The sequence below is a fragment of the Psychrilyobacter sp. genome, from assembly GCF_049671765.1.
Taxonomy (GTDB): Bacteria; Fusobacteriota; Fusobacteriia; order Fusobacteriales; family Fusobacteriaceae; genus Psychrilyobacter.
In genome coordinates, this window is record NZ_JBATVM010000244.1 from 1 (window position 1) to 12,356 (window position 12,356).

13 protein-coding genes are annotated in these 12,356 nt (G+C 28.8%); 7 read left to right on the forward strand and 6 right to left on the reverse strand.

Annotation, left to right across the window (positions count from 1 at the left end):
- The coding region (locus tag WBG30_RS11800) for a nitroreductase family protein (RefSeq protein ID WP_424504858.1) at nt 1-744 on the forward strand (744 nt) is incomplete at its 5' end.
- 86 nt (nt 745-830) lie between these two features.
- Here WBG30_RS11800 and WBG30_RS11805 read toward each other — a convergent pair.
- From WBG30_RS11805 to WBG30_RS11830, 6 genes are all read right to left on the reverse strand, one after another.
- Nucleotides 831-1,181 (reverse strand): rhodanese-like domain-containing protein, encoded by a 351-nt coding sequence (locus WBG30_RS11805; protein WP_424504859.1) that lies wholly within the window; start codon nt 1,179-1,181, stop codon nt 831-833.
- Between the two features lie 66 nt (nt 1,182-1,247).
- Nucleotides 1,248-1,538: an ArsR/SmtB family transcription factor gene (locus tag WBG30_RS11810; protein WP_424504860.1), complete on the reverse strand. Its 291-nt coding sequence runs from the start codon at nt 1,536-1,538 to the stop codon at nt 1,248-1,250.
- Between the two features lie 152 nt (nt 1,539-1,690).
- On the reverse strand, nt 1,691-2,467 hold the full coding sequence (locus WBG30_RS11815; protein ID WP_424504861.1) for an ABC transporter permease: 777 nt from the start codon (nt 2,465-2,467) through the stop codon (nt 1,691-1,693).
- 4 nt (nt 2,468-2,471) lie between these two features.
- Nucleotides 2,472-3,086: an ATP-binding cassette domain-containing protein gene (locus WBG30_RS11820; RefSeq protein WP_424504862.1), complete on the reverse strand. Its 615-nt coding sequence runs from the start codon at nt 3,084-3,086 to the stop codon at nt 2,472-2,474.
- Nucleotides 3,087-3,099: 13 nt separating this feature from the next.
- Nucleotides 3,100-3,402 (reverse strand): PadR family transcriptional regulator, encoded by a 303-nt coding sequence (locus tag WBG30_RS11825; RefSeq protein WP_424504863.1) that lies wholly within the window; start codon nt 3,400-3,402, stop codon nt 3,100-3,102.
- A gap of 120 nt (nt 3,403-3,522) precedes the next feature.
- Nucleotides 3,523-5,388 carry a transglycosylase SLT domain-containing protein gene (locus tag WBG30_RS11830; protein WP_424504864.1) on the reverse strand — a complete coding sequence of 622 codons (1,866 nt, stop codon included), beginning with the start codon at nt 5,386-5,388 and terminating at the stop codon, nt 3,523-3,525.
- 288 nt (nt 5,389-5,676) lie between these two features.
- Here WBG30_RS11830 and mutL point away from each other — a divergent pair, with 288 nt between their 5' ends.
- The 6 genes from mutL (at nt 5,677) to lysS (ending at nt 12,075) form a co-directional block, all read left to right on the forward strand.
- Complete coding sequence (mutL, locus tag WBG30_RS11835) at nt 5,677-7,602, forward strand: DNA mismatch repair endonuclease MutL (RefSeq protein WP_424504865.1); 1,926 nt, start codon at nt 5,677-5,679, stop codon at nt 7,600-7,602.
- Nucleotides 7,603-7,732: 130 nt separating this feature from the next.
- Complete coding sequence (gene rlmH, locus WBG30_RS11840; protein ID WP_424504866.1) at nt 7,733-8,203, forward strand: 23S rRNA (pseudouridine(1915)-N(3))-methyltransferase RlmH; 471 nt, start codon at nt 7,733-7,735, stop codon at nt 8,201-8,203.
- A 10-nt stretch (nt 8,204-8,213) separates the two neighbouring features.
- The gene (locus WBG30_RS11845; RefSeq protein ID WP_424504867.1) at nt 8,214-8,603 is read left to right on the forward strand and encodes a hypothetical protein; all 390 of its coding nucleotides are present in this window, start codon (nt 8,214-8,216) and stop codon (nt 8,601-8,603) included.
- A 3-nt stretch (nt 8,604-8,606) separates the two neighbouring features.
- A complete protein-coding gene (locus tag WBG30_RS11850) occupies nt 8,607-8,969 on the forward strand; it encodes a DUF1934 family protein (protein ID WP_424504868.1) in 363 nt (120 codons plus the stop codon).
- Nucleotides 8,970-9,053: 84 nt separating this feature from the next.
- The gene (locus WBG30_RS11855; RefSeq protein ID WP_424504869.1) at nt 9,054-10,598 is read left to right on the forward strand and encodes a tetratricopeptide repeat protein; all 1,545 of its coding nucleotides are present in this window, start codon (nt 9,054-9,056) and stop codon (nt 10,596-10,598) included.
- On the forward strand, nt 10,582-12,075 hold the full coding sequence (gene lysS / locus WBG30_RS11860) for a lysine--tRNA ligase (protein WP_424504870.1): 1,494 nt from the start codon (nt 10,582-10,584) through the stop codon (nt 12,073-12,075). The genes WBG30_RS11855 and lysS overlap by 17 nt, the downstream gene beginning before the upstream one ends.
- Nucleotides 12,076-12,356: the final 281 nt, after the last annotated feature.

Sequence of the window (12,356 nt, forward strand, 5' to 3'; positions counted from 1 at the left end):
GAAACTTTGAAAACTATAAATAACAGAGTATCTCTCAGATGGTATGATAAGAAAAAAATATCAAGTGAACATATGGATAAAATAATAGAATCTGCAATTAATGCTCCTACAGCTGGGAATATGGTTATGTACTCAATTATTCATATTCAAAATAAGGAAACTATGAAAAAATTGGCGATATCTTGTGATTCTCAGCCATTTATAGGGACCGCTTCCGATATACTTATCTTTGTTGCTGATTTTAATAAGTGGAATACCTATTATAAAAATGAAGGTGTATACGAGAGTAAAGGCAGAAAACCAGGGAATGCAGAGATGCTTTTAGCTTTTGAAGATACCATGATAGCATCTGAAAATGCTGTGATTGCAGGAGAAAGTCTAGGAATAGGAAGTTGTTATATAGGAGATATACTAGAAAATTATGAGTACCATAAAGAATTATTGGAACTGCCAGATTATACGATACCTTTAGGGATGTTGACCTTTGGATATTATCCAGAGGATTATAAGAGGGTAAAAAGAGAAAGATTTAATAGGAAATTTATTGTTTTTGATGAAAAATATAAAAAGTTAGACAAAACAGAATTAAAGATAATGTTTGAACCTAAGGAAAAAGAATTTGATATGAAAGATTCTAATAAAGGGAAAACTTTTGTAAAGGAATTTTATAATAGAAAAACCAATTCTGATTTTATGGAAAATTTTGAAAATTCAGTAGATCAGTGGTTTAAAAATTGGGAATAATTAAAAAGGCTACTTCTATGTATTATACATAGAAGTAGCCTTTTTAATAAATATAGGTATCTCCTACCAGAAGATAATTTTTATCCTCATGTAGAGCAACTATTAAAAGCGTTGAGGCCACCCTTAAGACTTTTGATAGATTTAAATCCATTTTTTTTCATGGTAATGCAAGCACCCCTAGCATAATTTCCACGGGTACATACAGCTAAATAAGTTTTATTTCTATCTAATTTTTTTATTTCATTTTCAAAGTTTTTATCCTCATAATCTATCGTGATAGCATCTTCAACTAAAGAAGGAACGGCAATTATTTCCTTTGGAGTTCTGACATCTAAGACTATTGTATTATCGCTTTCTAATAACTTCAAAGCTTCGTCTTTTGAGATGTCGAATGCTTTACCCTTTTTCCCAAATCTTAAACCTAAGATTTTGAACATAGGTCAATTTCCAGTTTTAATTTTTTCTATAACATTCATTGTTTCTCCCCCCTCTATCTTTAATTTTTATTCACAAAAAAGAACTTCGATGATTTTTATTATTTTTTCATTAGAGATAGAATAATAAATTTCTAAGCCTTTCCTCTCCCCTTTGATAATTTTTTGAGCCTTTAATTTAGATAAGTGTTGCGATATTGTAGATTGTGGGGCCTCTAAACAATGTTGCATTTGAGTTACATTTGCTTTTTTTACTGCAATTAAGTTTTTTACTATGCATAACCTTATAGGATGCGATAGAACTTTTAATACACTAGCTTTATTTTCAAATAATTCTGGATCATCTTTGTAATATAACAAATTTTACCTCCTGCACATAATCTGTTTATTTATATATTCAGATAATACGATATAAAAAGTTATATATCAAGTAAATATTGAAAAGGCACAAAATATATACTTAAGATTAAGTATATATTTTGTGTTTAAATAAATAATCTTAAGTTTGAAGTTTATCTAAATACGTCTTTTTTTAACCTACTGAACCGATCAAATGCAATTTGGTTTATAGCAAAGGTTGTAAACAAAAGAGATAAGCCTCTTATACAAAAAATAGCAAGCATGATACTTATCTGGTATTTAATAGCTGTAAATGGAGAAGCACCAGCTAAAATTTGTCCTGTCATCATCCCTGGTAGAGCTACTAATCCTATGGTAGCCATATTTGCAAGGCCAGGTTGTAAAGATGATAGGATGGATTTTGTATAAAACTCTCGAAGGGCCTCAAATTTTGTGGCTCCCATGGACAGAAGAAAAAAATATGAATCCTCGCCATCTTTTATTTGTGTAAAAAAGTTATTTAAAAATATAATTTGTCCCTGTAATAAATTTCCTAAGAGCATCCCACTAACAGGGATAATATATCTAGATTCAAAAAAATTAATATCGTGTAAAATTATAAATTGGTACAGGGTATAGACTATAGACCACGATAAAAATATAGACCCAAATAGAGGCAAGGTAAATTTCTTATAGTTTAACTTGACGACATCTATAGTGGAAAGAGATGCAACTATGACCATGATAAGGATATAAAAAAAGTTTATAGCCCAGTTGTTAAATTTAAAAATATACTCTAGATAAACTCCTACTAAAAATAATTGGATAATCATTCGTGTAATAGAGGTAATAGACCTCTTTAGTAGATTTATTCTGAAAAATTTCAATCCTAAAATTAATAAAAAAAGCGGGATTAAAAGGAATAAAATGTTAAAAAAAGATATATTCATAAGATCACCACCCTACTACTTCAAATTCGTCATAATCTAGCCATTGATTGTCATGTGATGAGATGATAACGGTCTTATCTAAATCTTTTATAATTTTGATAACTTTTATTTTTAAATCGTGATCTAGTCCAGAAGTTACCTCATCTAGGAGGAGGATCTCCCTGTCTAAAAGTAAAACTAATATGAGTGCAATTCTCTGTTTTTCTCCTCCCGATAAGAGTAAGGGAGATTTTTTCAATATACTTTTATTCAAATCGAAATTTTCCAAGAGTTTATATAGAGTAGAATTAGATAACTTAATTCCCTTGTTTTTTTGAAATGAAAATATAAGCTCTATGTATTTTTCTACACTTTCTTCAGTGAAAGATATATTTTGACTGATATAGGCAAATTTTTGGCGAAGATTGTCTATATTATTTTGTCCTAAAACTTCATTATCAATAAGAATATTTCCACTATTTATAGGAATATAACCCATAATTACCTTTAGGAGAGTACTTTTCCCAGCTCCAGAAGGCATCTTTAGGAGAATTTTATTATTTTTTTTAATATGCAAATTTAAATTTATAAATATTGGCTGTTGTTTTAACATCAAATTTATCTGTTCTAACTTTATCATCCAAATAACCTCCCTACATATTTTTGCTTAACTCACTGACTTTTTCTTCGCCTTTCTTTAAAACTATCTTACCTAAATCTGTAGTCGTATAATATTTTCTTATCTTTCCTTCTACTTTTTTTTCTTCTAAGGAAAGTAGTCCGTCTCTACACATATTTTTTAAAAGAGGATAGATAGTTCCAGAACTCATATTGTAACCGTGTTCTTTTAGATGATCCATAAGCCATACTCCATAGATTGGTTTTTTACTGCCATGTCTCAAGATATGTAGCTGGATAAATCCTAGAAATAATTTTCTTAATATTTTTTCTTCCATAATTCCTCCTAATATCATCAATTGATATCGAATATCGATATTACAGTTTAGCTTGTAAATTTAAGTTTGTCAATGGAAGAAAAAGAAGAAAAATCTACCCCTTTCAAGGTAGATTTTTCTTTAGTCTTTATAGAGATCTTTATATTTGTAATAGTTAGTGATAACTCTCTTTATAAATTTTTGTGAGGCTGAATATGGTATTTGTTCCACATCTATATCTCCATTTTTATCTAATTTCCAGGTAGAAATTAGATCCTTTCCATCATGAAAACTAGCAATGGTCAGGCTGGTATTGTCATGGGAATTAGATAAAAGATATTCTAAATGTCGAACTCCAATACTAATATTTATATCGGGATTTAAAAGTTTCGTCGTAGTTATATTAGGATCATATAGTTTTGCTGTTTTAAGATCTAACTGCATAAGCCCAAAATAAGTACTCTTTGAAATTAAATCAGTATCAAACTTACTTCCTTCTTTAATAAGACTGAAGATAAGTGCCTCTTCCACATCATATTTTTTACTGTATTTCTTAACTAAATCACCATAATACCTAGGATACAGATAGGGATAAAGGTTTGAATATTTAGAAAACTCTTCCTCATTTGAAAGGGAGGATTTCATAGCTAGATCATACAATTTTATTTTTTCTAAATAAGATGTTTTAATAAAAGTTTCAAAAATCTTATCTTTGGGGAAATTAAGGGTATCAGATTCAATAATTAATAACTGAGGATCACCCAATTCAGCCAGTTGATCTAGTACGGCTAGAGAGTCTTTGTGGAGACGCTTTTTATAATCTATAGGATATTCTTCTAATACTCTAGTGGTTTTCGTGATATTGAAAGCTACTTGATAGTAATAAGAATTCAAGTTGTGTTTTATTATCCAATTTAAGTAATTTGGATTTTTACTTTCGTTATATAGCATATTTCTATAATAACCAGCTAGGTTAGAATTTGGATAAGCTTGTATATATTTAATTGCAGATTCTTTAAATAGATCCATTTGGGATGATTTAAAATAAGACCGTGTCAATAGCTCATGGGCCTTATCGTTATTTAATTTTTTACTCCACAGGATTGATTCTTCATAATTTTCTAAAATAAAATAAATTCTTCCAATGGAATATATAGATCTTTCTAGATATGGAGATTTATCTACTAATTTATATTTTTCTATAGCTTCCAATGGTTTGTTGGCCTTTTTTAAGGCATTTCCCCAATAATAATAGTAATCGGTGTCTATGTTTCCAGAGCTAAATTGGTTTTTTATGAGTTCTATCATAAGATCATATTGGTTTGCTTCTTCTAATATATTTAGTGTCCCTATAACAATCTCTTTATTATTAGAAGAAGAATTAATAGAATTTTTATAAGCTTTGTAAAATTCTAAGAAGAGTCCTTTGGAATATAGATAGTGTCCTATCATTTGTAGGTCATTACTTTTTAATTTGTCGATATTTTTATAGTTATTTTTATACTTGATCTCTAATATATAATTGTAATAAGGATCTTTAGAGGCAAGGATATTAAGTGATTTTTTTTCAAAAGGTTCTAAACTTGGGGAGTAATAATCTTTTATAAGAGTTAAATATTGATAGTGTGCGTTGGTAAAATATCCTAAACGAGAGTAGATCTCACCTAGATAAAATCCCCTTTTAAATTCAAAGAAATTGGATTTTTTAAATCCTAAAAATTTAAAATATTTAGGAGTATAGATAGATGATTCTAAATATTTAAGAGCGTTTTTCATCTCTCCGATCTCATAGTAGTTCATTGCAATATAGTAATCAGGGTAATGAGAATTAACTAGTTTAGAATTTTTATAGATCTCTATAAAATTTTCAAATTCTATTTTTGCTTGATCAAAATTTTCGTTTAGATAATGATTTTTTGCCTGCATAAAGGCTTTATACCCTTCTATACCATCTGAAGGGAATAGAGTAGTAAAAATAAATATATACAGTAAGATAATTTTTTTCATGAAAATCTCCTTTTTAATTAATATTTGAATTATTAGGTTACTTTTATTTTTGTATATTTAGGTACTGAAAAATAGTGTTAATTATACTTATATTAATTAGAGTATACCATAAAAATAGATGATTCAGATTTGACAATAAAAAGTAACTTATTTTTTTGTTTTAAGGGACAAAAATAGGGTATAATAAATTAAATAAAAAAATAAAATCATTAAACTAAAAAAGAAATGGTCAGAATTTTATAATTTTGCTATAATATTAAGGCTATTTTTTAGAAGGGGCAATATTATATGAGTAAGATAAGAATACTAGATGAAAGTGTGTCTAATATAATCGCAGCAGGAGAAGTAGTTGAGAATCCAGCTAGCATGATTAAGGAATTGATAGAAAACTCTTTAGATGCAAAAGCAGATTCGATTAGAATAGAGGTAAAAAATAATGGTCGAGATGTGAGGCTTGTGGATACTGGAAAAGGAATGGGAAAGGAAGACTTGTTCTTATGTGTAGAGAGACATGCTACTAGTAAAATTAAAGATAAAAGGGATATTTTTAATCTTACTAGCTATGGATTTAGAGGCGAAGCTCTGGCTTCTATCGGATCTATATCTAAGATGATTATTTCTAGTAAAACCAATGATTCTAAGATTGGGCATAAGATAAATTTGAATGCCGGTAAGATTACTAAGTATGAGGAGATATCTAGAACAGGGGGAACAGAGATATTTATTAAAGATCTGTTTTTTAATACTCCAGCAAGACTTAAATTTTTGAGAAAAAAATCTACTGAATATGCACGAATAAGGGAGATTGTTTTAAAGGAAGCTCTATACAATACCGAAGTTTCATTTTCTTTACTTTTAGATGGAAGGGAAGTCGTAAAAACTAGCGGTCGTGGTGGAGAAAATACAATTGTAGAATTATTTGGTAGAAATACATTAAAAAATTCGACAAAATTTTCTTTGGGATATTGGGGAAATATGAACCTCCTAAAATCTAATAAAGATTCTATCTATACCTATGTAAATGGAAGGTATGTCAAATCTAAAACTATTGAAAAAGCAGTTTTAGATGCTTATTATACTAAATTAGTAAAGGGGAAATATCCTTTTACAATAATATTTTTTAATATTTCACCTGATTTAGTTGATGTCAATGTTCATCCCTCTAAAAAAATAGTTAAATTTGTGGATGAAAATGGTGTATACAAGGAAATATTAGATCAGTTAACCGATGCTATCTATATGGATGACAGAAAGAATTCTATCTCTTTAAAAGTTCAGGAGGATGTGGTTGAAAGTTCAGAAAAAAATAATCTTTTAGATTTTGATGAGTTAGAAAACTTGATAACTTCTACAGGCAATAAGGTTATAAAAACAGAGCAATCTATCCTAATAAACGAAGAAAAGCTAGAGAATAAGGTGACCGAGAGAATAGCTAAAGCTAATAAATATAGCCAGGAATACGAAGCAACTCTACCTTCTGATGTTTCTAATTTCGAAATAAAAGAAAGTAAATTTGAATATGAAGATGAAAAAGATGAAAGTAGAGAAAATCAAAAGAATCTAGAAAAAATAAACAAACTAATTGAGATTAAAAAGATCCCTGTAGACGAGAGACAAAATAATGAAATTTACAGTGATCCACAAGAAGAAGAAAAGGTCAAAACTAATTACAGAGTTTTAGCCCAGCTTCATAATATGTATATCCTAGTTGAAACAGAGGATGAATTAGAGATTTATGATCAACATATTGTTCACGAAAGGATTCTCTATGAAAAATTAAAAGAAAAGCATTATAACAAAAAAATATCTATTCAAAACTTATTAGTCCCTATAAAACTAGAGTTAACAGGCTATGAAACCGAAATTGTAAAAGGTAATTTAGAGTTATTTAGTGAATTTGGATTTGAAGTAGAGGAATTTTGTGATAACGAAATATTAATTAGAGGAGTTCCTATATTTAACTTTAGAGTGAGTATAGAAGATACATTTAGACATCTTTTAGAAAATTTAGGAGGCAACGACCCAAGGGAGAAAGTTATTATATCGATGTCTTGTAGAAACGCTATAAAGGCAGGGGAAAAACTTACTTTTGATGAGATGGAAACTTTGATATCAGATCTTCATAAGGTAGGAAAATATACGTGTCCCCATGGAAGACCTATAATATTAAAGATGACTTTTGATGAGATGAATAAAAAGTTTAATAGAAAATAATACTTTTAGGGAAAAAGAGTTATTGAGCGTCTATAAAATAGTAGAAAGCACAAAAAACAAAAAAATAGGAAATTTTGTATTTTTGTGTAGAATTAACTAGAGACTAGAAATCTTGAGTAGGGAGATAAGGATGGTAAATGTAAATATTATTTGCGTAGGGAAAGTAAAAGAAAAATATATCAATATGGGAATAGATGAGTTTACAAAGAGATTGTCTGCCTATACAAGATTAAAAGTTATTGAATTAAAGGAAGATGGGAATGATAAAAATAGAAATCAATCCATGGAGAAAGAAGCCAAACAAATAATAGAGAATATCTCTAAAAATAAAGGGTACTCTATCTTAATGGATATTGGTGGAAAAAAGTTTTCATCGGAAGAAATGGCTAAAAAAATAGAACAAATAACAGTCAACGGGAACAGTACAATTAACTTTATTATTGGAGGATCTTATGGGGTTACCAAGGAAGTTAGAAATATTGTAGATCTAAGAATGAGTTTTTCAGACTTAACATTTCCTCATCAATTAATGCGACTTATATTATTTGAGCAAGTTTATCGTTGGTTTAGTATATTAGGGAATAGTAAATATCATAAGTGAGGTGGGAAAAATGTATGCTGTTGGAGAAAATTTTGAATATATAATAGAAGATGAAGAATATGATATATCTGTAATAGGAGATATAGTAATGTTTGGAGATGAATATTTAATTGGTGAAAATATAGATGGTAAAAGGTATGTTTTCATATATATAGAAGATGAAGAAAGAGTAAAATTGGTAGAAGAAGAGGATGAAGCATCAGATATTTTAGATAACTGGGAAGAGGAGTATTATGCCGGTGGTACAGATATCGGTGATTGGGATGATGATTCTTACTACGAAAGGGAAGATAAAATAACTACAGGTTCTGGGGACACAGAAGAATATTTTGAAGATGAAGATTATTCTGAAAGTGAAGAAGATGTAGACTCGTTTATATCTGGTTTAATGGGAGATTAGAAGATGAAATTAAGGATAAGAACAACAGATAGTTTCGGAGAAAATTATGATGCTACTTTTGATGCCACCAAAGAAGATAATAAAATAGGTGTTAAATATATGTATTCCGACGAATATGCAAAGGTGAAAATATTTGTTTTAAAAGATAAGGTGCAAATTCTAAGGAATGGAGATATAAACAGTAATAAACTCTTAAAAGAAAATCAAAAGACAAGTTTTTCTTATAGAGCATCATATATGAGTAGAAATTTTGAAATTTTTACTAAGTCTCTTACCATAGAAGAAAAAAAAATTAAAGCTGTATATTCTATCATTGAAGGAAATTCAGTTGTAAATGAATTGACTCTAAAGATAGACGAACTATAATTTATGGTAAAAATATAAAAAATTTGATATAATAGAGCAAGAGATTGCTCTATTTTTATTTAAAATTAACCTTTGGAGGATGAGATGAAAAAATTAATATTATTTATAACCATCTTATTGTGGGTTAACATAGGATCTTATGGTTCTGTGGACAATTCTGAAAAAATTGATGAAGTTAACAAAAAAATAATCAAAGAACTATCTTCATTCTATGGAGGATATGAAAAAATATACTCAAATGGGATAGATAAGCAAAACATTAATTTTCTTTTAGGAGAGTTAGAACCTAATGGAGTCAAAACAGTTGAATATGACTTTAAGACCATTCCAAATGGGAAAGAAATAGATTTAGCTTTGGATGAAAAGATTGAATTTAAAAATATATCGGATATAAAGAAGCTAAAAATAGTAGGGAAAACTTATAAAAAATCCCTAGTAGATTTTAAAAAGACGGGGAAAGACTTGAGTATCGCTTTCTCTAGTATAGGAGAATATAAGATATCTTTTACAGAAACAAATCAGATGACAAAAGAGATAATTTTTAAAAAAAGTTCGAAGTATCAACCATTTATAGAAGATATAGAAAATAATATAGAAGACTCCTACAATGAGGGAGATTTTAATTTTTTAAATGAAAATTTATTACTTTTAGAGACTTTTTTCCCGGATTCAGATGGGATAGAAAAGGGCCTTTTTTACGCTTTAGAATTAAATGAAAAGAATAAAAACTACCATATGGTGAGAAATATCTCGAAATTGCTGGTAAGTAAATATAAACTGGATGATGAAAAAAAGGAAGAGATAATCAAAATTTATTTAAATGCCTTGAAAGAACTAGGTGAAACAGAGGAATATCTTAGTTTTTTAGAAAAATTATCTACCTATGATGGGAAATATGAACTAGAGTATTTAGATGCTTCAATAAATTATAAAAATTATAGTTTAGGAGTCATTAAATTAGCGGAAGCTAAAAAATCAATTGAACCTACTTCAAAAGTATTAAACTATTTAGGGAATTATTATTATCAATTAAAAGATTATAATAAGGCGTTAATCAATTATAAAACTAGTAGAAATTTGGGGAAATTAGCTCTTATATATTTGGAAATAGGTGATAAGAGTAGTTATGAAGCACTAAAATCAGGGGCAACCCCTAAAGACCTAGATGAAATCAAACAAATAGAAACAAAATATTTAGATAGAAAAAAACTTGAAAAATATATTGGGACTGCTGAAAAATATACTAGTGAAGGAAGGCTACAAGAAGCTGAACTTTACTATAAAAAATCTCTAAAAAAAGATATACCGTATGAATTAAAAAATAATATCTACTATAAATTAGCAGATTTATATTATAATCTAAATGAATTAGAATTGGCAGAAAAAAACTTGAAATCAATAGATGTTAAAGTTTTAGATAATGAGTTTTTTGGAGAGTATTATTATTTAGGTGGAATGATCTACTATAACTTAGAAGATTATGATGAAAGTTCTGAATATTTTAGTACATTGATTAAAAAATTTCCAAACACTACCCTTAGTAATAGGGGAAGAATATATATATTAAAAATAGAAAAATTAAATAAAAATAAATTAGAGAAAGAGGTCGAGAATGAATCAAACAGTTGAAAGCAATGACCACATTGTCTTAGACAAGTGGAACAAGGTAGAAGAGATCAAAGCAATGGGAATCGAACCATTTGGTAGGAAGTACAGCAAGCTAAATATGGTAGAGGATATTATAAATTCAGAGGTTGAGTTTGACAAAGACCCTGAAAATTATAATGAAACATTTCAAACTGCAGGAAGAATCATGGCATTTAGACCAGCAGGAAAAAAAGCAGTATTTGGTCATATTGAAGACCAAACTGGAAGAATCCAATTTTATATCAGAAAAGATGTAGTTGGAGACAAAGCATTTGAAATAATGAGCAAAATTGGAACTGGAGATTTTATAGGGATTAAAGGTGGAGTATTTAGAACAGGAAAAGGAGAATTCACTCTAAGAGCAATTGAATTTGAATTTTTATCTAAAAATATCAAACCATTACCAGATAAATTTCATGGTTTAACAGATGTGGAAACTAGATATAGACAAAGATATGTAGACCTTATCATGAACAGAGATGTAAAGCAAACATTTATAACTAGAGCAAAAATAGTTAGTTTTATAAGAGCATTCTTAACTAAGAAAGATTTCTTAGAAGTAGAAACTCCTATTATGCATCCAATCGTTGGTGGAGCTTCAGCAAAACCATTCGTAACGCATCATAATACTTTAGATATGGAATTATATTTAAGAATAGCTCCAGAATTATACCTAAAGAGATTAATTGTTGGTGGATTTGATAAAGTATTTGAAATCAATAGAAGTTTTAGGAATGAAGGTATATCTACTAGACATAACCCAGAATTTACTATGATGGAATTATATCAAGCATATGCTGACTTTGAAGATATAATGGATCTTACAGAAGAGATTATTACAAATACTGCAAAAGAAGTACTTGGAACAACTGATGTTGTATACAATGGTAAAGAAATAAAATTAGAAGGGTTTGCAAGAATACATATGGTTGACATAATCAAAGATGTTACTGGTGTAGATTTTTGGCCTGAGATGAGTGTAGAAGCCGCTAAAGAATTAGCAAAAACAAATGGAATAAACTTAGCACCTCATATGGATACAGTAGGACATATCATCAATGAATTCTTTGAGCAAAAATGTGAAGATACAATAGTACAACCTACATTTGTAATGGGTCATCCAGTAGAGATCTCTCCATTAGCGAAGAGAACAAAAAATGATGGTAGATTTACAGATAGATTTGAGTTATTTATAGATGCAAGAGAATATGGAAACGCATTCTCAGAGTTAAATGATCCAGCTGATCAAAAATCAAGATTTATGGATCAAGTAGCAGAAGCTACAAAAGGTAATGACGAAGCCAATGCAGTAGTTGACGAAGATTACATCAATGCATTAGAGTATGGTCTTCCACCAACAGGAGGGTTAGGAATTGGTATTGATAGATTAGTAATGTTATTAACAGGTTCTGAATCTATTAGAGACGTATTATTATTCCCTCAAATGAAAAAGAAGTAATTTAATCTTTTCTATGGTTTTATAACCTAGGTGGGATTAAAAGTATAAATTATAATATGAAAGGGCATAGAGCAATCTATGTCCTTTTTATATTGAAAAAAAGACCTTTTTTCAAAGGCCTTAAAATGTTAATATATTTTGATTTTAAAATTTTATTAGTCACTTCTTAGAGCATCAATTGGGTTTAGTAAAGAAGCTTTTCTGGCAGGAACTACTCCAAAGGCTATTCCTATAAAGGAAGAAACTCCTACAGATATAATTATAATTTTTAGTGTAAATAC

Coding starts and splice junctions, on each gene's coding strand:
- WBG30_RS11845 (WP_424504867.1), top strand. CDS start 8,214: ATGTATGCTGTTGGAGAAAATTTTGAATATATAATAGAAGATGAAGAA.
- WBG30_RS11825 (WP_424504863.1), bottom strand. CDS start 3,402: ATGGAAGAAAAAATATTAAGAAAATTATTTCTAGGATTTATCCAGCTA.
- WBG30_RS11805 (WP_424504859.1), bottom strand. CDS start 1,181: ATGTTCAAAATCTTAGGTTTAAGATTTGGGAAAAAGGGTAAAGCATTC.
- WBG30_RS11850 (WP_424504868.1), top strand. CDS start 8,607: ATGAAATTAAGGATAAGAACAACAGATAGTTTCGGAGAAAATTATGAT.
- rlmH (WP_424504866.1), top strand. CDS start 7,733: ATGGTAAATGTAAATATTATTTGCGTAGGGAAAGTAAAAGAAAAATAT.
- WBG30_RS11815 (WP_424504861.1), bottom strand. CDS start 2,467: ATGAATATATCTTTTTTTAACATTTTATTCCTTTTAATCCCGCTTTTT.
- WBG30_RS11820 (WP_424504862.1), bottom strand. CDS start 3,086: ATGATAAAGTTAGAACAGATAAATTTGATGTTAAAACAACAGCCAATA.
- WBG30_RS11830 (WP_424504864.1), bottom strand. CDS start 5,388: ATGAAAAAAATTATCTTACTGTATATATTTATTTTTACTACTCTATTC.
- WBG30_RS11855 (WP_424504869.1), top strand. CDS start 9,054: ATGAAAAAATTAATATTATTTATAACCATCTTATTGTGGGTTAACATA.
- lysS (WP_424504870.1), top strand. CDS start 10,582: ATGAATCAAACAGTTGAAAGCAATGACCACATTGTCTTAGACAAGTGG.
- mutL (WP_424504865.1), top strand. CDS start 5,677: ATGAGTAAGATAAGAATACTAGATGAAAGTGTGTCTAATATAATCGCA.